13 protein-coding genes are annotated in these 20,331 nt (G+C 60.2%); 8 read left to right on the top strand and 5 right to left on the bottom strand.

Features of this window, described 5'->3' with window-relative positions:
* Positions 1 to 437: 437 nt before the first annotated feature.
* Entirely contained in the window at positions 438 to 2,789 is a 2,352-nt protein-coding gene (locus OKW26_RS21165; protein WP_429353583.1) for a filamentous hemagglutinin N-terminal domain-containing protein, read from the bottom strand.
* 533 nt (positions 2,790 to 3,322) lie between these two features.
* Here OKW26_RS21165 and OKW26_RS21160 point away from each other — a divergent pair.
* Positions 3,323 to 4,483, top strand: coding sequence for an IS30 family transposase (locus tag OKW26_RS21160; protein ID WP_429353579.1), 1,161 nt, complete (start codon positions 3,323 to 3,325; stop codon positions 4,481 to 4,483).
* Positions 4,484 to 4,741: 258 nt separating this feature from the next.
* Here OKW26_RS21160 and OKW26_RS21155 read toward each other — a convergent pair whose 3' ends face one another.
* Entirely contained in the window at positions 4,742 to 5,245 is a 504-nt protein-coding gene (locus tag OKW26_RS21155; protein ID WP_429355047.1) for a DUF1993 domain-containing protein, read from the bottom strand.
* A gap of 150 nt (positions 5,246 to 5,395) precedes the next feature.
* Here OKW26_RS21155 and OKW26_RS21150 point away from each other — a divergent pair, with 150 nt between their 5' ends.
* Complete coding sequence (locus tag OKW26_RS21150) at positions 5,396 to 6,298, top strand: LysR family transcriptional regulator (protein WP_429355046.1); 903 nt, start codon at positions 5,396 to 5,398, stop codon at positions 6,296 to 6,298.
* A gap of 21 nt (positions 6,299 to 6,319) precedes the next feature.
* On the opposite strand, the gene OKW26_RS21145 is transcribed toward OKW26_RS21150, so the two are convergent.
* On the bottom strand, positions 6,320 to 6,838 hold the full coding sequence (locus OKW26_RS21145; RefSeq protein WP_429355045.1) for a winged helix-turn-helix transcriptional regulator: 519 nt from the start codon (positions 6,836 to 6,838) through the stop codon (positions 6,320 to 6,322).
* A 273-nt stretch (positions 6,839 to 7,111) separates the two neighbouring features.
* Here OKW26_RS21145 and OKW26_RS21140 point away from each other — a divergent pair, with 273 nt between their 5' ends.
* The 6 genes from OKW26_RS21140 (at position 7,112) to OKW26_RS21115 (ending at position 16,186) form a co-directional block, all read left to right on the top strand.
* Positions 7,112 to 8,362 carry an efflux RND transporter periplasmic adaptor subunit gene (locus OKW26_RS21140; protein ID WP_429355044.1) on the top strand — a complete coding sequence of 417 codons (1,251 nt, stop codon included), beginning with the start codon at positions 7,112 to 7,114 and terminating at the stop codon, positions 8,360 to 8,362.
* Positions 8,359 to 11,550 carry an efflux RND transporter permease subunit gene (locus tag OKW26_RS21135; RefSeq protein ID WP_429355043.1) on the top strand — a complete coding sequence of 1,064 codons (3,192 nt, stop codon included), beginning with the start codon at positions 8,359 to 8,361 and terminating at the stop codon, positions 11,548 to 11,550. Before OKW26_RS21140 ends, OKW26_RS21135 begins: the two co-directional genes overlap by 4 nt.
* Complete coding sequence (locus OKW26_RS21130) at positions 11,547 to 13,025, top strand: efflux transporter outer membrane subunit (RefSeq protein WP_429355042.1); 1,479 nt, start codon at positions 11,547 to 11,549, stop codon at positions 13,023 to 13,025. Before OKW26_RS21135 ends, OKW26_RS21130 begins: the two co-directional genes overlap by 4 nt.
* 194 nt (positions 13,026 to 13,219) lie before the next feature.
* The gene (locus tag OKW26_RS21125) at positions 13,220 to 14,395 is read left to right on the top strand and encodes an MFS transporter (protein ID WP_429355041.1); all 1,176 of its coding nucleotides are present in this window, start codon (positions 13,220 to 13,222) and stop codon (positions 14,393 to 14,395) included.
* Between the two features lie 108 nt (positions 14,396 to 14,503).
* Positions 14,504 to 15,307, top strand: a complete 804-nt coding sequence (locus tag OKW26_RS21120; RefSeq protein WP_429355040.1) for an isocitrate lyase/PEP mutase family protein — start codon at positions 14,504 to 14,506, stop codon at positions 15,305 to 15,307.
* 141 nt (positions 15,308 to 15,448) lie between these two features.
* Positions 15,449 to 16,186: an SDR family oxidoreductase gene (locus OKW26_RS21115; protein ID WP_429355039.1), complete on the top strand. Its 738-nt coding sequence runs from the start codon at positions 15,449 to 15,451 to the stop codon at positions 16,184 to 16,186.
* A gap of 385 nt (positions 16,187 to 16,571) precedes the next feature.
* Here the strand turns inward: OKW26_RS21115 and OKW26_RS21110 are convergent, their stop codons facing one another.
* Together OKW26_RS21110 and OKW26_RS21105 are read right to left on the bottom strand one after the other, a co-directional pair.
* Positions 16,572 to 17,732, bottom strand: a complete 1,161-nt coding sequence (locus tag OKW26_RS21110; RefSeq protein WP_429355038.1) for an IS30 family transposase — start codon at positions 17,730 to 17,732, stop codon at positions 16,572 to 16,574.
* Positions 17,733 to 18,236: 504 nt separating this feature from the next.
* Positions 18,237 to 20,330, bottom strand: coding sequence for a tetratricopeptide repeat protein (locus OKW26_RS21105; RefSeq protein ID WP_429355037.1), 2,094 nt, complete (start codon positions 20,328 to 20,330; stop codon positions 18,237 to 18,239).
* Position 20,331 lies beyond the last annotated feature (1 nt).

The following is a 20,331-nucleotide window of genomic DNA, read 5'->3' as shown; positions in this document are numbered from 1 at the left end:
ACCGGCAACGGTGCCCCTTTGTGTATGCATGACTTCACTAAACGCCGTGCATAAGGTCACCATTCAGGTGAATAGCCCGGTCGCTCAGAATCGCTGAATTCACGGGACACCTCGGCCGGGCACGAATGGCGCTTCACGACCCTTCTCGGCCGCTCGGGCTGTCGCCGACTGAATGGCGGTTCGCAGAGTATATCGGCCTTCCAATTGATCGGTGTCAGGCGGATCGTTGGCCGGATGTGCTTCGCCAACGAACGTTCGCGATTCCCGGCCATGCGTACGGGTAGCAAGACGGCTTTCGGTCGTACGCTCTGCGTGAATCGGTGCATGTCATCCGCCGGGAAGAACGACCACGGCAGGGCGAAACTCGCGAAAAATCTGTCTGCCGCGTCTCGCGACGCGGCAGACGCTCATGCAAGCGTCGGTACGGTGGCTAAGGTTCAGTGCCCGGTGACTTGCCAGGTCAGAACGGGGTGCGTCGCTCCGGGCGGCATCGTCCATGCGCCGTTCGGCCCGAAGTCCCAGCCAACAAAACTGGCCGGGTCGCTCATCTGGGCCGTAGTGAGCCCGTTCGACGCTGGCAGGTTGCCGCCGCTCGACGACTGTCCGGTTGTCTGTACGTTCCAGTAAACGTCGCTCCCAATGATGCCACCGCAAGCGGGTGCGCAGATGCCGCCGGTCGTGGTCGAACCGCCGGTCGTGCCCGAACTCACGGGACCCGCAACGAAAGACTGAGTGATCGTTCCTTGGTTGATCGTTTCTCCGTGTCCCACGTACGTTGCGCTTTCATTGTCCAACACAAGTCCTCCCGCGGAGACGTAGGAACGTTCAGATCCGGTGACCGATCCGGTTGTGTATGACTCAGTGATCGTGCCTCCGTTAGTGAGGGCCAGCCCGGCGGCACTGCCCCCCTGGAGGGTTGCGCTGCTGCCCGAGCGCGCGATCAGCCCGTCGTTCTCAGCGACAAGTCCGGCGATCTCGGTGTATGAATTGCTGACCTGTGTGCCAAAGGCCCCGGAGGTAAAGACGTTGGCGATCGTTCCGTAGTTATAAAAGGCCAGTATCCCGGCGCCGAGGGGTAAGGTTTCAAAGGGAGCCGTGAGGCTCACGTTCGAGTTGACGTTCACGTCGCGCACGACACCGGTTGCGCCAATATCACCAAATATCGCGACATCGCTTGGCAAGACGTTGGAAATCGTATGCCACATACCGTCGAACTGGCCCGTGAACATAACCGGAATGAACATAACCGGACTCCCAGGGAAGGGAGGACCAGCGAGCGTTACGAACGCGAAATTGCTCCCATCGATGTCCTTGCCGAGTGCGTAATTGCCGGCCAGATTGTTCTGGATGTTCTGCAAGTCCGTGATCGAATTGACGAGTTGATAACCAGTTATCTGTGTCACGAGCCCGCTGTAAAGCGGTGCGCTCCATACCGGATTGGCGACAAGCGTGCCGGGGCTGTAACTACCGTTCATATCGTAGAGCGCGCTGACGATGCCCGTACTCTTCGACCAGTCGATCGTGCCGTTGTTGATGACGCTGCCACCGTTGTCAGTTCCCGACGCGTCGGCGCGCAACGTCAGGTTGCCCGCACCGGAGTTCGCGATGGTCGTACCCGTCGCTACCGAGACATCGTGGTACGCGGCAAGCGTGAGCGAAGCCGGACCGGACCAGCGCAGGCTCGACGCGACGCCGAGGTCGCCCGTTGCGCCGTTCGCGCCCGTCGTGGTCACGTCGACCGAAGTGCCCGCGTTCAGACTGCGCTGCAACGCATGCGCTGCGACATCATCGATGGTGAAAGCGGGCGTCGAGAGATTCCATTGGCCTGCATCGACCACCGCGTGCCTGCCGAACGCCAGTTGTGCCGCGTCGGTATCGACCGTCCCGCCGCTGCCGTCGGCGTTCCTGGCCGTGATCACGCCCGACCGCTCGACCCGGCCGCTGTCGGCGACGAGCCACACATGTCCGTCGCGGTTCGCCGTGCCCGTCGCGCGGATGCGCGCGCCACCGCCGGCGAGCGCATACACGTTGCCATCGGCGGCCTGGAGGCTGATCTGGGCGGCTGCGATGCGTCCCCCGTTGACGACCAAACCATCGCTGCCCGTCTGCACGAAAACCTGTCTGCTGCTGGTCGAGTCCTGCAACAGCACCTGACCGCCTGCCGCCAGTTCCACCGTGCCGGCAGGCGCTTTGATAGTGCCCGCGTTGACGACCGCCTGTCGCGCGATCAGGAACACATCGCCGCCGCTCGAACTGATTTTGCCCAGGTTGATCACGCTCGCATTGGAATCTCCCGACAGCGTGAGCGCGCCACCCTTCATGAACGCACAGTTGCAGACATCGAGTGTAGACGCGACGAATCGGCCTCCCGTGCTGATCACGCCCGATGGCCCCACGACGATGCCCTGCGGATTGATCACATACACGCTGCCTGTTGCGCCGAGTCTGCCGAGGATGGCCGACGGCGAGCCGCCCGTGACCCTGTTCAAGGTCGCGCCCGTGCCGTTGACGAACGTAACGCTGTTGTTCCCGCCGACCGAAAAGCTGTTCCAGTCGATCACACCGCGGGTCGAACCGGGTTGGGTGATCACGAGGCTGTTGCCCGCGCCCGCTATCGTGCCCGTGCCGGCGACGTAACGGCCGCCCTGCGGCAGGCTGCCCGCCGCGAACGCCACGGGTGTCAGGCAAAGTCCAGTCAGCGAAATGCCAATGGCGAGCCAGATGCGTCCGTTTGACTGTTGACGATGCGGTGCGCGTCGCGCGGACCGCGGTGGTTCTGCACGTGACATACAGCCCCCTTTCCGCATGCATGCGGAATGGCCGCCAACGACCCGCGGAGCCGACCGGAGACGCGTGAGTCGCCGTGTCTGAAGAATAGCAGTTGGCGTCGCGCATGCATGCCGATATCTCAGCGTTTGGCACCTTCTTATGGGGACTTTTGTGCCACTTCGCCAGGTCAGAACGCGGTAACCATAAGGGAAACAAGGGAAGGTCCAAACCAAGGCTGTAGATATACCGAACCCGAAGAAGGCGGACCAGGAAGATCAGTTGTGTTCCGGTGGCCAATGGCCGCTGGCGGCTGCAGAACCGACGTCTAAATGTCTGGTCAACAGTAGCGGCGAATGACACTTCCTGGCCGGCTGCCGCCCGACGCGGTCGGCCGAATCCAACCCACTTCTGCCGGTCACGCTGTCCGGGCTCAACGGCGGGTAACTGAGTGGTCCGGTCATCCGAGCCGATTCCCCGGTGGCAGCGGTTCGGGGCGGATTCAACCGGTCGATGCAACACACTGAAGACTGCGCAAGCAGCAGGAGTGTTGCAAATGAAGCAGAGACGCCGGATTTATTACAGTGAGACGCAGAAAGCGCTGATGTGGGAACGTTGGCGCAACGGCGAATCTCTGCAGAAGATCGCCCAGCTCTTTGATCGTAACCACTCGTCGGTTCAGGGGATTCTGGCTGAGACAGGCGGGATCCAGCCGCCACAAAGGCACCGCTCGGGATTGGCGTTGACGCTGGAGGAGCGCGAAGAGATCTCGCGAGGGCTTGTGGCTGACGATTCGATCCAGTCAATTGCAAAACGACTTTCGCGAGCGCCTTCCACCATCTGTCGTGAGATCAAACGTAACAGCGGACCAGACGGTTATCGGGCGACCTACGCCGATCAGCTTGCATGGGATCGGGCACAGCGTCCCAAAGCCTGTAAACTGGTTGAGCACCGGATGCTGGCGCAGATGGTTGCAGGCAAGCTCCAGTTACAGTGGTCACCGCAGCAGATTGCCGGATGGCTCAGGCGGGCGTATCCAGATGACGAGGACCACCACGTGTCTCACGAGACGATCTATCGCAGTCTCTTCATCCAGGCCCGTGGTGCCCTGAAGAAGGAGTTGCTGGTGCATTTACGGCGTACCCGTGCCATGCGCCGGTCGCGCCACCACACACAGAAGACGGACGATCACGGCAGGATTCGGGACACCGTATCAATCAGCGAACGCCCCGCGAGTGTTAAAGACCGCGCGGTACCCGGGCATTGGGAAGGTGATCTGCTGTGCGGCAGCGGAAGCAGCCAGATAGCAACGCTTGTCGAGCGTCAGACACGCTATGTCATGCTGGTCAGGATCCCCTGCAAGGATAGCGAAACGGTCATCAATGCACTCATCAAACATGCCAGCAAGTTGCCCCAGGAACTCTATAGATCGCTGACATGGGATCGGGGAACAGAGATGGCCGGGCACAAACGCTTCACCGTCGCCACTGATATCCAGGTCTACTTCTGCGACCCCCAGCATCCATGGCAACGTGGATCGAACGAAAATACAAACGGGCTGTTAAGGCAGTACTTCCCGAAAGGCACCGACCTGTCAGCGTATTCGCAGGCTAAACTCAATGCCGTGGCAAGACGATTGAACGAGCGTCCGAGAAAGACACTGGGCTACGAAACGCCTGCCGAACGGTTCCAGCAAACTATTGCATCGACCGGTTGAATCCGCCGGCCTGAGCCGTCATTCGAGCATCGGTGCCGGTCAGGCGGGTATGGGGCGCTTTCCTGTCATTCACAGGTCTGTGGTCGCGAATGACTCGTCCCACGGAAAGCGAACGAGTACTTGCGACCCGAAGCGGGCGGTCAGCTCTTGCAGTTCAAAGTCCGCTTTCGATTGGATTGTGTTGAAAAAGTCTTGTTTGGGTCGGAGACGCAGGAGTTAGCGGCAGGTTTTCGAGTTGCGACCAAGGAAGAGTGTTGCTCAAAGATCAACAGAATTGACCGGACCGATGAAATCCATTTTCCCGAGGTCGACCCCATTCGTGCGCAAGATCGCGTAAGCCATAGATACATGGAAGTAGACATTCGGAATCACGATCTGCAGCAAATAGTTTTCACCCGTTAGCTTACTGGGCACCCACGACACCTGGACGATTCGATTCGCGGCGTCCGCGTACTGGTCCACAGCTACACTTTCGGCGAAGTCGATCGTCTTGCGAATGCGTGCACGCGCTTCGTCGAGCGTGTGTTCATTGTCCTCATGCCGCGGTGGCTGCTGTCCGGAAAGCCACGCGGCTCCGCCCTTCAAATAGTCGCAAGCGCTTTGTATCTGATAGAGCAACCCGCCCATGTCTGGGGCAAGGCGAGTCGATAGCAGAACCGCGACATCGAACTTCTTCGCATGTGCAGTGCGCTCGGCCTTGTCGAGGTAGGTCTCCATTGCTCTTACTGCCTGAACGCATTGCGCGATAGCCTGTGCATACATTGGCGTCTCCCATGAGTTGTGTTTCCGTGAACCGGCGCCGCACAACCGCCGCGAAGCGCCCGGTCATTGTGCAGCGAGGGATGTTTGTATCTCATACAATACTGCGACCTGAACCTTACGTGAGCAAGCGCCTTGGACCGACTTGAAGCGATGGAAATGTTGCTGACTGCTGTGGACGGAGGCAGCCTCTCGGCAGCAGCGCGTCAACTGAAAATACCTGTTAGCACGCTCACTCGCAAGGTGGCCGATCTCGAGGAGCTGCTCGGAACCCGCTTGCTCATACGCACCACCCGAAAGCTGACCCTGACCGAAGCGGGGATGTCGTATGTGGCGGCGGCCCGGCGCATCCTCGATCTCGTGCGTGAACAGGAGCATGAAGCCACGGGTGAGTTTTCGACGGCGAGAGGAGAACTCGTGGTGACGGCACCTGTGCAGCTGGGTCGCCTGCATGTCTTGCCTGTCATCAACCAGTTCCTCGCGCAATACCCGGACATCACCGTTCGACTGCTGCTTTCAGACCGGAACATCGACCTCATCGATTCGCACGCCGATCTCGCAGTGCGGATCGGAGAGCTTCCGGACAGCAATATGATCGCCACGCGTATTGGTTCATTGCGGCCGATCGTCTGCGGGAGTCCGGACTTCCTGGCAAAGCATTCACTCCCGCGCGAACCCGACGACCTCGTGAAGTATTCGTGTGTCGTCTTCAACAGCCCGTATCTGTCGCCGTGGCGCTTCCGTCTTCCTGCGAGCAACAAGATCTATATGCTCGAAGTGAAAGCCCGGCTCGAGGTCACGTCGCCGGACGCTGCCGTCAGCGCCGCGATGGACAATGCCGGCATCACCTTCGTCTTCGAACACGATGCCGATGAAGCGGTTCGAAACGGACAACTCGAGATACTCCTGTCCGAGTTTGAAATCGATCCGGTGCCGGTTCATCTGGTGCATGTGTCCAGAAACCTGATGGCGATAAAGCTACGTCACTTCATCGACTTTGCGGCGCCCAAACTCAGAGAGTCGCTTTCCAGATTCGGCAAGCAAAAGCGGTCATAGCATCTTTCCCGCTTTCGCCACTTATGATTCATCATCCTGATTGCCGAGTACCCGGTCGTTCCGGTTCTCGATGACCTCTCGCGTCGCCTTCGTCGCGCCTGGCCCGGGCGCAAACCGCACGTCCTGGTATTTCAATGCTTGCCCGCTAGGTGCGCGAACCTCCACGGCTTCTACGCGATGCCCGCTTGCATGTTCCACCAGTTCGATCGGCGGTTTGCCATTTCGCGCTAGCCACTTGTCGCCCCATTGCATGAGTGCGACCAGCACCGGGTACAGGTCTGCCCCTTTCGAGGTCAACCGGTAACCGAACGTATTCGCGCGTTCTGCAAGGGGGAAACGTTCGAGAATCTCCAGCTCGATCAAGCGCTCAAGGCGCGCCGTCAGGATATTGCGGGCGATACCGAGCCCGCTCTGAAACTCGTCGAAGCGCCTGCTGCCCTGCGTGCATTCGCGAACGATCAGCAGCGTCCACCACTCGCCGACCTCGTCGAGGGCGCGAGCGACCGAACAGTCCATTCCATCGAAGCGTTTTCTGTACATGATGGACCATATCGTAGCGCAAGTTGCGTCATGCAACTTAATCAGTTTATGGGGAACAGCTTCCCGATTTCGGCCAGTAGTGTGACGCAACTGCGTTACCTATAGTTGCGTCACGAAACTTAGCCGGTAGATGTCACGGGACATACCCGGAACGCGGCCAGCTTCCGGATTATTGGCGCTGCCTTCCTGCAAGACAGCAAGGAAGGATCACCTCACGGGCGAGTCAAGGCATACGACGCCGTTGTCCAGCCTGTATCCATACTTAGGAATACGATGAACATTCAAATCGATCAGTCCGAGACACGGAGCGCTGCTCCGGAACGCTCGGCAAACGCCGGCGCCGTTCGATGGGTCGGTAAAGGCGTCGCGGCCGTTGTCGTCATCGCCGTGGCCGCGACGGCGTTTCGCCTGCATTCGTCGAGTTCGGCTCCTGTTGCCGTGCCGTCGCCGCCGTCCGTTGCAGTCAGTGCGCCATTGCAGCGCGATATCGAAGGCCGGCTCGCGTTCTTTGGCCAGTTCTCAGCGGTGAACCGCGTCGAATTGCGTGCGCAGGTCGGTGGCACGCTTACCCAGATCAACTTCAGGGACGGCGACATCGTGCATAAAGGCGATCTGCTCTTCGAGATCGACCCAGAACCGTATCAGATCAAACTGAGTGAAGCGACAGCCGAACTGGAATCCGCGAATGCCCGACTGGCACTCGCAACGCGGCAGCTCGCCCGCGCTCAGGAATTGCAGCGCTCGGAGGCAGGCACGGTCGAGAACGTCGATCAGAAAGTCGCCGAGCAGCGTGCGGCTCAAGCGGCCGTCGACAATGCAAATGCGCTGGTTCGCGACGCCAGGTTCGACCTGGATCGCTGCAAGATCACGGCACCGTTCACCGGCCGCATCGGCACGCACCAGGTGTCGACCGGCAATCTGGTGTCCGGCAGCCGCGCAGGTAGCGGCCCAACGACGCTGCTCGCGACCATCGTTTCGCTCGATCCGGTCCATCTGGATTTCGATATCAGCGAAAACGACTACGCCGCATTCCAGCGCTCGCGTGGAACGCAGAGAGGGCCGCTGGCCGACACGGTGAATATTTCGCCGACCGGCGATAGCGGTTTCACCCGCACCGGCACTCTTAATTTCATCGACAACGCGCTCGACCGGTCGAGCGGGACCATCCACGCGCGCGCAACCATTCCCAATAGCGATCTGTCGTTGACGCCCGGAGGCTTTGCCCGTGTCCGGCTCGCAACGACTGCACCGCAACCGACATTGCTCGTGCCCGACGCCGCCGTACTCGAGGACCAGACGGACCACATGGTCTACGTCGTTGGAGACGACAACGTGGCCACGCCGAGGAAGGTCGAGACAGGCGATCTCCGCGGCGGTCTGCGAATCATCCGCTCTGGATTGAAGCCGACTGATCGCGTCGTGATCGACGGCATTGCGGCTGTCCATCCCGGCGCGAAGATTTCCCCGCAAGCCGGAACGATAAGGTTCTCGACGGAGCAGGGTAACGAAGGAGCGGCATCATGAAACTGACTCACTTCTTTATCGAGCACCCACGTTTTGCAGCGGTGCTCAACATATTCGTGGTTCTGATCGGTCTGGCAACCATGATGTCGTTGCCCGTGGCCCAATATCCGAACATCGTTCCCACGACGATCCAGATTACGACGTCGTATCCGGGTGCGTCGGCCGATACCATTGCCCGCACCGTTGCAACGCCGCTTGAACAGTCCATCAACGGCGTCGAGAACATGGACTACATTTCGAGCCAGTCGACGGGTAACGGTCAGCTGACGATCACGGTGATCTTCAAGGTCGGCACGAACCCGGACACTGCGCTGCTGCTGACACGTAGCCGCGTCGAAGATACCTTGTCGCGCTTGCCGCAGGACGTGCAGCTGCAAGGCGTCCAGGTGAAGAAGACGATTCAGGCCCTTCTGCTCGGCGTACACGTCTACTCGCCCGACGGATCACGCAGTCCTGAGTACATGTCGAACTATATGCTCAAGATCCGCGACCAGATCGCGCGTCTGCCGGGCGTGTCGGACTTCCAGCTATTCGGCGAGCGGCAGTACGCAATGCGGATCTGGATCGATCCGGACAAGGCTGCGTCGTACAACATCAGCGCCACCGAAATTCTGGCGGCACTTCGCTCACAGAACGCGCCCTTGTCGGCGGGCGTCCTCAATCAACCGCCCGTTTCGAATAAAGGCACCGGTGCTTACCAGATCAACGTCGATGCGCTGGGTCGTCTCAAGACGCCCAAGCAGTTCGGCGATATCGTCGTCAAGTCTGACTCGCAGGGTCGTGTTACCCGGATTCGCGATATCGGTCGCGCGGAACTGGGCTCGGTCGATTACGGTTCCAAGGCTTATGCAGACCGCTACGCGTCGACGCCCTGGTTCGTGATTGCTACGCCCGATGCGAACGTCGTGCAGGTCGAGCATGCCGTCTGGAAAAAGATGGCGGAACTAAGGAAGAGCTTCCCGCCCGGCATCGACTACATCAAGATCTACGACCCCACGACGTTCGTCGGTCAGTCCATCGAAGAAGTCGCCAAAACGATCGCCATTGCCGTGCTACTGGTGGTGGGGGTGGTGTATCTGTTCCTTCAGAACTGGCACGCCACGATCATTCCGGTCGTCGCGATTCCGGTTTCGCTGGTCGGAACCTTCACGATCCTTTCGCTGTTCGGCGCGTCGATTAACAACCTTTCACTGTTCGGACTGGTCCTCGCCGTTGGGATCGTCGTGGACGATGCAATCGTAGTGGTCGAGAACGTCGAACGGAATATGGCGCGTGGCATGTCACCACGAGAAGCGGCGCATCAAACGATGAACGAGGTCTCGACCGCGATCATTGCCATCGCGCTCACGCTGTGCGCAGTGTTCGGTCCCACGGCCTTGATGTCCGGCATCTCCGGTCTTTTCTTCAAGCAGTTCGCGATTACGATTGCGGCATCCACCGTCATCTCGTGCTTCGTTTCTCTCACGCTGAGTCCCGCACTTTGTGCCGTGCTTCTCAAGCCTCATGCGATGGAGAAACCTCACGGCGGAGCCAGTATGCTCGGCCGCCTTCACCATGCAGTCTTTGGACGATTCAACCTGTCGTTCGAATGGTTGTCGTCCAGGTATGGAAAGCTGACCGGCCGTTTCGTCCGCGCGACGACTGTGATGCTGATCGTCTATGCAGGGCTGATTGCTGCGACTGCATTCCAGATGTCGAGGATGCCAACGGGTTTTATTCCGGATCAGGACATCGGATATCAGGCCGTCATTGCATTCCTTCCGCCAGGTTCGAGCCTCGAGCGCACCGACAAGGTGATCCGGGAGATCAACGACATCGTTCTGAATACGCCGGGAATGAAGGGTGTCACGCATACGTCGCCGGTGGCAGGTTTCGATGTGACGACGGGCACCACCGCGCCTAACGTGGGTACGCTTTTCTATGGACTTCCCTCGCTCTATGGGAAGCACGTCCCAGGCGTCAACGCAGCATCGATGCTGGTCACGCTGCGCAAGCGGGTCTCGGTCGTCAAGGATGCGGTCGTCGTCGTGGTCAATCCACCGCCGGTTCAGGGACTGGGTTCAGCGGGTGGCTTCAAGCTGATGCTCGAAGATCGCGGTGGCGTGGGTCCGCAGGCACTCGCAAAGGCCGCTAATGTTCTGGTCGCAGCGGCTAACAAGGACAAGGTATTCGGCGGCGTCTTTACGCTATACAACGCCGGAGCACCGTCCGTGTTCACGGATATCGATCGCCTGAAAGCAGAGAAAGTCGGTCTCACGCCAACCGATGTGTTTTCGACGATGAACCTCTATCTCGGCTCCCAGTACGTGAACGATTTCAACTTCATGGGCCGCACGTATCAGGTTCGGGTGCAGGGCGATCAGGCATTCCGTCAGACGCCGGAGGATATCGGCCGTCTCAAGGTCCGCAATGCGGCCGGTGAAATGGTGCCTGTCAGCAGTGTCGCGACATTCCAGAACGTGACCGAACCCTATCGGGTGCCTCGCTACAACATTCATCCCGCCGCAGAAATCATGGGCGCGGCCGGGCCAGGCTACTCATCGGGAGACGCGATCGAGCATATGGAACATCTCGCGGATCAGGTGCTTCCGAACGGGGTCTCCTATGAGTGGACCGACCTGGCTCATCAGCAAAAAGAGCAGACCATGTCGCCGCTCGTGATCTTCGCGGCGTCTGCGTTGTTCGTCTTTCTGGTCCTTGCCGCGCAGTATGAAAGTTGGAAAACACCGCTCGCGATCGTTCTGATCGTTCCGATGTGTCTTCTCGCAGCCGCGATTGGACTGAACGTTAGAGGGATGCCGATCGACATCCTCGCGCAAATCGGTTTTGTCGTCCTTGTGGGGCTCGCGGCGAAGAACGCGATCCTGATTGTCGAGTTCGCGAAGCAGCGCCAGGAGGAGGACGGTGTCGGTGCGGAGGACGCGGCGGTCCATGCAGCCCACGTGCGACTGCGCCCGATCCTGATGACGTCGTTCGCGTTTATTGCAGGGGTCGCGCCACTTGCCATCGCAAGCGGGGCAGGCTCGGAAATGCGGCAGTCGCTCGGCACGACGGTGTTCTTCGGCATGCTCGGCGTGACGCTCTTCGGGCTTGCGTTCACGCCTGCGTTTTATGCCTTCGTTCGCAAGCTTGGCATCAAGGACACGCCAGCGTTGCCCCGGCAACTCGGTAGAGGAGAAGTGAAATGAACACCGTCATATCCAGAACATCGAAAGCGATCATGGGCAGTCTGATCGTCAGCGCTTTCCTTGCGGGCTGTGCCGTCGGACCGGACTATGTCGCGCCCGACATCGAGATGACATCGTTCCACAACGCGAAGACAGTCGCTGACCGCCAGACGACGCTGCCGGCACCGAAACTCGATAGCTGGTGGACCGGGTTCGACGACCCAGAACTGGTCAAGCTGGTACAGCGCGCGCTGGCTCAAAACCTGAGTATTCAGGCTTCGATCGCACGGGTTGCGCAGTCGCGCGCTGCGGCTCAGGCAGCGGGTGCGCAACTGCTTCCTACCGTCGATGCCAACGCGTCGTATTCGGCAGAGCATCAGAGTGTCCAGAGTCCTCTAGGCACGCTCGCGAGCGCATTCCCCAATTACAGTCGCAACCAGAAGGAATATGTCGCGGGTGCGACTGCAAGCTGGGAAATCGATCTGGCCGGCGGCTTGAGGCGCACGCATGCAGCCGCCACTGACGAAGAACAGGCCGCCGAGGCTGCGCAACTTGGAACGCGCGTAACAGTGGCGGCCGACGCCGCGGACGCGTATCTGCAAATCAGAGGACTGCAGGCGGCACTGGCAGTCACGCAGGATCAGGTGGATACCGATGCACATCTGCTCGAACTCGTGAAAGCGCGCAAGCAGGCCGGTGCCGCCGACGCGCGCGAAGTCGCACAGGCGGAAGCCCTGTTGCGTCAGGCACGGGCCACTGTCCCGAGTTTACGGGTGACGCTCGAAGCTCAATTGAATCGCCTCGATGTGCTGATGGGCGCGCAGCCGGGCACCTATGCGGTGGAACTCGGCGCGCACGCTGGCGCGATTCCGGAGGTTCCCGCGATCGGACGTATGGATCAGCCCGTCGATGTGCTGCGACGTCGCCCTGACATCATTGCTGCAGAGCGTCATCTGGCCGCCTCGAACGAAGCGATCGGCGCGGCACTTTCCGAGTATTACCCGAAGATTTCGCTCGCCGGCGCATTGGGATTCGACAGCATCACCGGCAGCGGCTTCCTCAGTGCGAAGTCGTTCCAGCCTGTCGGGACAGGCGCGCTGCAATGGCGTCTTTTCGATTTCGGCAAGGTCGATGCCGAGGTCAGGAATGCGCGCGGATCGTATGCGGAAGCACTCGCGCAGTATCGCGAGGCAGCGCTCAAGGCGACTGAGGACGTCGAAGACGCCTTGATGACGCTTTCTCAAACGGAGATCCGTTTGCAGGAAATCCAGCAGGAGGTCGACTCGTTGATGAAGGCGCGCGATCTCTCGGAGAAGGCGTATCGCGCAGGTTCGATCACGCTGACCGATGTGCTCGATGCCGATCGACAGCTTCTCGATGCCCGCAACGATCTCGATGCGACGAAGGCAGACGCTGCCCGCGCTGCGGTGAGAACGTTCCGTTCGCTGGGAGGCGGATGGGACGCTCCTGAGCAGCACGTCGCCCAGACGAACTGACTCGTAGGGGCGCGTTTTGTGCGCCTACGTGCGCCTACTTGCCGCTTCGTGCCGCGTAGCAGCAATGTGCGCGGCAATCCACCTGTCCGTTTTGTGGGGAACAGCTTCCCACTTCCGCCTGGTAGTGCGGCCCGCGCGACTTACCTATAGTTTCGTCAAGCAACTCTACTCGCCATCTTTACGGAGAAGTCCCCATGGATCGCCGCCTTCTAACACTCGCACTTGGCATGTTCGCGCTTGGCACCGACAGCTTTGTCTTCGCGGGCATCCTGCCGGAAATTGCTCACTCGTTCGGCGTTAGCATCGGCGCTTCCGGCCAGCTGATCAGTGTCTATGCACTGAGCTACGCACTACTCGGTCCGACCATCGCGGCGCTGGCTGCCAACGTTGCGCGCAAGCGTCTGTTGCTCAGCGGTATCGGGCTGTTCGTCATCGCCAATCTCGGTACCATCGTTGCGCCAAACTTCGGCATCGCGTTGGCCACGCGGGCTTTTGCCGGTCTTGGTGCAGCAATGTTCTCACCGACTGCCAGCGGAACCGGTGCATCGCTCGTGCCGCCCGAGCGTCGCGGATATGCGTTGTCGATCATCGTTGCCGGCCTGACGACGGCGACTGCGCTAGGCTCGCCGATCGGTGCGGTGATCGGCGGGCTTGCGGGCTGGCACTGGACTTTGGTGATGGTCGCCGTGCTGGGCGCTGCTGCGTTCGCCGGTATCCTGGCGTTTTTGCCCGAAGTCCCGCTGCCGCCCGCCATCTCGCTCACCGGGCGTCTGTCTCCGGTCACGGATTCCCGCGTCGGACTCACGCTTGCCACGACGGTGCTGGCGCAGATCGGTACCTTCATCATGTTCAGCTACTTCTCCGTCGTGTTCGACCGTGCGACGGGTCACAGCGCAGTGTTGCTCGGCGGACTGCTGGTGCTATGGGGGCTTGCGGGCACCTGTTCGAATCTGCTGACCGGACGCATTCTCGACAGGATCGGCTCGCACAAGGTCGTCGTGATCAAACTCTCTATCGTCGCCATCGTCATCCTCACGATGCCGATCACCGGCGCACACCTTTCGAGTGCGGCAATCGCGGTCACGATCTGGGGAGCCTGTGCATGGGGTGTACTGGTGCCGCAACAGTTTCGACTCGCGAGCCTCAATCCGCCGATGACCTCCGTGCTGGTCGGTCTGAATACGTCGGCGACCTACGTGGGTGTGTCGATCGCGGGCGCCCTCGGTGCAGCCATGATTCCGCTCATCGGCACTCACAACCTGGGCTACCTCGCCAGCGTTCCGGTGGTCATCGCAATCGTCGTGTCCGGGCTTGCAACGCGTCGCATTGCGTCGTTCTCAAATACGGCGAAGCGCGTTGTCGCTGCGTGAGCGTTGCCAGTTAATCATTGATGCAATCGCCGGACGAAGACTGTGCACGATGCCGGTATTTGGGCTCTCTTCGCGCTGGCCTTACCTGATCCGCAAGGAGGAACAACAATGTCTCACGCAAGCACATTTCATCAGTTGCACCGCAATGCATCGCCGCTACGGTTACCGAATGTGTGGGACGCCGGGAGTGCACGTCTTGTCGAAGCGCTAGGCGCTCCGGCAATCGCGACGACCAGCGCAGGGTTCGCATGGGCACTGGGTTATCCGGACGGACGGGTTCTTCCCTTCGATGAGGTTGTAGCCACTGTTCGACGCATCATCCGCGTTCTGAAGGTGCCACTGTCAGTCGATATTGAAAACGGCTATTCCGACGACCCGAAAACGGTTGCGGACCATGTCATGCGGCTGGTGGAGCTAGGAATTGCCGGCATCAATATCGAGGACGGCCCGGACGCAGCGTCGCTTCTCGCTTCCAAGATCGAGGCGATCAAGCGTGCCGTTGCGAAGTCCGGTTCGGAACTCTTCATTAACGCACGCAGCGACGTTTTTCTGGCAAGCCTTGTCGAGAAATCGACGCAGCCGGAAGAGTCGATCGCACGAGGGAAGCTGTATACATCGGCGGGCGCGGATGGTCTTTTTCTTCCTGCACTTGTGCATACGTCCGATATCGAGACGATAGCCGGCTCGATCCGGATACCGCTTAACGTCATGGCGGTTCCCGGGCTTGCCGATGCCGCGACGCTCGGTAAGCAAGGGGTTCGTCGGCTCAGTGCGGGCAGCGGCATCTCGCAAGTCGTGCTCGGTAAAGCGAAGGCCATCGCACGCGAATTCCTGGAGAGTGGTCGCTCTGAATCGCTCGATGACACGCCTGTGCCGTATGCCGAGGTTCAGGCTCTTTTTCGCCGGGGCTGACAAACCCGTGAAGGGCAAGGGTGCGCTTGATCAGATGGCGCCTTGAAGCGTCGCGTTTTGCGGCGATGAAATTTGATTGTTAACACAGGCAGACGGCAATTTATAACCGTCTGTATCGTTTTACACACCAAGGAGATTGTAATGACGCTGAGTGGAAAACGCGCTCTGGTAACGGGAGCAAGCAGGGGAATCGGGGCTGAAATCGCGAAGGCCTTGGCAGCAGCCGGCGCAGATGTGGCGATCACCTATGAAAAATCGGCGGAGCAGGCCGCTAGTGTCGTGAAGGCGATCGAAGCGGAAGGCCGACGTGGCGTTGCCATCCAGGCCGACAGCGCAGATGCATCGGCGATTCAAGCGTCGCTGCAGAAGACGGTCGAAACGCTGGGCGGGCTCGACATCCTGGTCAACAATGCCGGCATTCTTCGAATGGGTAACGTAAGAGATATTTCGATCGAAGACATCGATGCGACCCTCAACGTCAACGTGCGTGCGCCGATCATAACTGCAAAGGCGGCGATTCCTCATCTCAAGACCGGCGGGCGGATCATTTCGATCGGAAGCTACTTTGCCGATCGGGTTCCGGCGTCGGTGCTCGGAGTATATGCGGGTTCAAAATCCGCGCTCGTGGCCTTCACCCAAGGCCTTGCGAGAGAGCTAGGGCCACTGGGTATTACGGCGAATCTGGTTCAGCCGGGTTCGATCGATACCGACATGAACCCGGTCGAAGGTCCGTTTGCATCGACATTGAAATCGCTGACGGCGACGGGCGACTATGGCAAAGGCGCGGACATCGCGCAGGCGGTGGTATTCCTCGCGAGTGCCAGCGCAAGCTACGTCACCGGCTCGACGCTGACCGTCGATGGTGGTGCCAACGCTTAAAAGAAATCTGCGTGGCCGTGGACGAGGCATGCGCGAGAGTAAAGACCTGTTCCGGAAGGCGCGTGCGGAGTGCCTCATAGGGATCGCGCGGCCCAAAGTACTGATGCGCGGATCACCACCAGTTACGCGCCAAATCCGTCCTACCGATTCTCGATCCAAGGCGACACTGTTTTAGTCGAGAGATTGGAGTCTTCTCAACTCGCATTGCCTCGGAGGCAAGATGTTCTGTGGAAAAACGAGCTGACAAGAGCGATGATCAGGCGTCAAGCGACAAACGTGGAGAACTATAGTTCTGCCCTCTCGGCCGCTTCTGCGAGTAATGAAAAATCGCATAGTCCTGCGTCTCATTGGCCATCGATTGATGGTCCGATAGTAACGGGCGGATTCAACCGGTCGATGCAATAGTTTGCTGGAACCGTTCGGCAGGCGTTTCGTAGCCCAGTGTCTTTCTCGGACGCTCGTTCAATCGTCTTGACACGGCATTGAGTTTAGCCTGCGAATACGCTGACAGGTCGGTGCCTTTCGGGAAGTACTGCCTTAACAGCCCGTTTGTATTTTCGTTCGATCCACGTTGCCATGGATGCTGGGGGTCGCAGAAGTAGACCTGGATATCAGTGGCGACGGTGAAGCGTTTGTGCCCGGCCATCTCTGTTCCCCGATCCCATGTCAGCGATCTATAGAGTTCCTGGGGCAACTTGCTGGCATGTTTGATGAGTGCATTGATGACCGTTTCGCTATCCTTGCAGGGGATCCTGACCAGCATGACATAGCGTGTCTGACGCTCGACAAGCGTTGCTATCTGGCTGCTTCCGCTGCCGCACAGCAGATCACCTTCCCAATGCCCGGGTACCGCGCGGTCTTTAACACTCGCGGGGCGTTCGCTGATTGATACGGTGTCCCGAATCCTGCCGTGATCGTCCGTCTTCTGTGTGTGGTGGCGCGACCGGCGCATGGCACGGGTACGCCGTAAATGCACCAGCAACTCCTTCTTCAGGGCACCACGGGCCTGGATGAAGAGACTGCGATAGATCGTCTCGTGAGACACGTGGTGGTCCTCGTCATCTGGATACGCCCGCCTGAGCCATCCGGCAATCTGCTGCGGTGACCACTGTAACTGGAGCTTGCCTGCAACCATCTGCGCCAGCATCCGGTGCTCAACCAGTTTACAGGCTTTGGGACGCTGTGCCCGATCCCATGCAAGCTGATCGGCGTAGGTCGCCCGATAACCGTCTGGTCCGCTGTTACGTTTGATCTCACGACAGATGGTGGAAGGCGCTCGCGAAAGTCGTTTTGCAATTGACTGGATCGAATCGTCAGCCACAAGCCCTCGCGAGATCTCTTCGCGCTCCTCCAGCGTCAACGCCAATCCCGAGCGGTGCCTTTGTGGCGGCTGGATCCCGCCTGTCTCAGCCAGAATCCCCTGAACCGACGAGTGGTTACGATCAAAGAGCTGGGCGATCTTCTGCAGAGATTCGCCGTTGCGCCAACGTTCCCACATCAGCGCTTTCTGCGTCTCACTGTAATAAATCCGGCGTCTCTGCTTCATTTGCAACACTCCTGCTGCTTGCGCAGTCTTCAGTGTGTTGCATCGACCGGTTGAATCCGCCAATCGAAAGCCGTCGCCTTCGATCGATGCACTGAGCGGCCGAGGAGGGTCGCTCACGGCCTTCCGGCGTCGTCGGTAACGCTCGTCGGTGTAGAGAACAACAATTGGGAAGACCAGGGGCAGCGAAACGCGAAGACTTTGATGCAGATCCTCGGCGGCAGCGCAATCCAGCCTTGAGCGCCATCAGGCAGCAGCCGGCCACAAACGGTTCTTCAGAGTCGCATGGCGAAAGTCTCCTGATGAGCGACCAGTCGCCATTTGGCAAAGCGACGGGGTGACTCACGGTTCGTCGGTCGAGCCAGCTCCGTTTCCACACGTTGTGTACGGCGGCCTAGATTCCAAAGGAGAGCTCGTGCCCCCGGATCCGTATGGTTCAAGCGAATCGCGCCAATTGGCGTATCTATTCCGGTCTCGAAGGATCTCCGTCCGCAGGGGGCGAATCTCTTACTGCGACGAGCGCTGGCGTTCTGCAATCAATCTACCAAGCGCGCCCAATGACTCGTTGAAGTAGATATCGAGTTGACCGACGCCGGCACTTTGGTACGCAGTACGCGACGAGTCGATCGCTTTCTGCGCTTCCTGCAGGCGGCCCGTGCCACTCTCCCTCTCGCCCAGCTTCCAGAGCGCTCTTCCCAGGCTGAACTGGATCGTCGCAAAGCCCAGCGGGTCTCGCTCGCGCGTGCGTTCAGTTAGCGCCGCGTGGTAGGCTCCCACCGCTGCTTCCAGGCGGGCGGGGTCATTCTCGCGTTCGCCCAGCTTCCAGAGCGCAGTTCCGAGACTGAACTGGGTCGTCGCCCAGCCCAGCGGGTTTCGCTCGTGCGTGCATTCAGTCAGCGCCGCGTGGTAGGCCGCCAGCGCATCCTCCAGGCGGCCCGTGTCGATCTCCCGCTCTCCCAGCCACAAGAGCGCATTTCCGAGGTTGTTCTGGGTCGTCGCCCAGTCCATCGGGACGCGCACGCACGTGCGTTCAGTTAGCGCCTCGTTGTAGGCCGCCACCGCATCCTCCACGCGGGCGGGGTCATTCTCGCGTTCGCCCAGCGTCGCGAGCGCGTTTCCCAGGTTGGACTGAATCATCGCCCAGCCCAGTGGGTCTCGCTCGCGCGAGTATTCAGTCAGCGCCTCGTGGTAGGCCGCCACTCCTTGCTGCATGCGGTCCGTGCTTCCCTCGCGCTCGCCTAGCCTCACGAGCGCAGTCCCGAGGCTGGACTGAATCGTCGCCCAGAATAGCGGGGCTCGCTCGCGGGTGCGTCCAGTAATCGCCTCATGGTAGGCCGCCAGCGCATCCTCCAGGCGGCCCGTGCCGCTCTCCCGCTCGCTCAGCCTTAAGAGAGCATTTCCGAGATTGTGCTGGGCCGTCGCCCAGAACAGCGGGTCTCGCTCGCTCGTGTATTCAGTCAGCGCCTCATGGAAGGCCGTCACCGCTTCCTCCAGGCGACCCGTGTCGCTCTCGCGCTCGCTGAGGCTCAAGAGCGCATTTCCGAGATTGTTCTGGGTCGTCGCCCAGTCCAGCGGGACGCGTTCGCGCGTGCGTACAGTCAGCGCCTCGTGGTAGGCCGCCACTGCATCCTCCAGGCGGCCCTTGCCGCTCTCCCGCGCCCCCAGTCGAAAGAGCGCATTTCCGAGGTTATTCTGGATCGTCGCCCAGCCCAGCGAGTCTCGTTCGCGCGTGCATTCAGTCAGCGCCTCGAGGTAGGCCACCACCCCTTCCTGTAGGTGGTCCGTGCCTCCCTCCCGCTCGCCTAGCTTCGCGAGCGCAGTTCCGAGGTTGTTCTGGATCTTCGCCCATTCCAGCGGGAAGCGCTCCCGCGGTGCGTCGGCGAGTGCCCGGCGGCTGCCCGCGATCGCAGCGGCTAGTGCATCGTTGTTTCCGGAACGATCTCCGTAGTCGAACAGTGTTGCTGCAACGTTCAACGCGTATGAGAAGCGCGGCGCGGGATCATCAATGGGCGCAAGCACGCGCAAGCCTTCAAGGAACCGCGCATAGGCGTCCGCGACGTTGCGTTGCCCCAAGGCAGCCCGGCCGAGTAAGGCGCAAGTCTCGGCCTCTGACTGCAGCCCGGCGACCCACTCCTCGTGTGCCTCTTGCGCCCTGCGACGTCGTTGCTCAGAGATCACGCTCTTTTTTGCGCGGATGTCGGTCAGTAGGCTTGTCGCATTGTCGAAGTCACCTGCATCTAAAGCAGCAACCGCGCGCTGTCTCAGTTCTGCGGTCTCGCCGTCCTCATTGCCTGTCAGCGCCTGGCGCATGGCGCCGTATTGCGTAGCGATGGCGATCAACGTGTCTGTCCAGCGCTCCGGCGGGACGTCGTCGTGGCCAGCGATGTGGAGCGTCACCCGCACCGCTTCGCGGGTCATGCCAAGTTGCTCGGCTAATTCTTTGAGCTGCGGTGCATATTGCTGGACAAGTCCATCGCGCTCAGCTTCGATGAGTTGCGAGACCTGTGCAGCGCTGAAGCCGACAGAAAGATGCTCTCCCTGCAACACGACAGAATTGTTGCCAACATCGCCGACCCGGAATAGCGGCAGCTCGGAGGGCATG

This window comes from Paraburkholderia sp. 32 (genome assembly GCF_050435345.1).
GTDB classification, from domain to species: Bacteria; Pseudomonadota; Gammaproteobacteria; order Burkholderiales; family Burkholderiaceae; genus Paraburkholderia; species Paraburkholderia tuberum.
The sequence above is the reverse complement of the archived record's forward strand: the minus strand, read 5'-3'. Positions and strand labels throughout refer to the sequence as shown.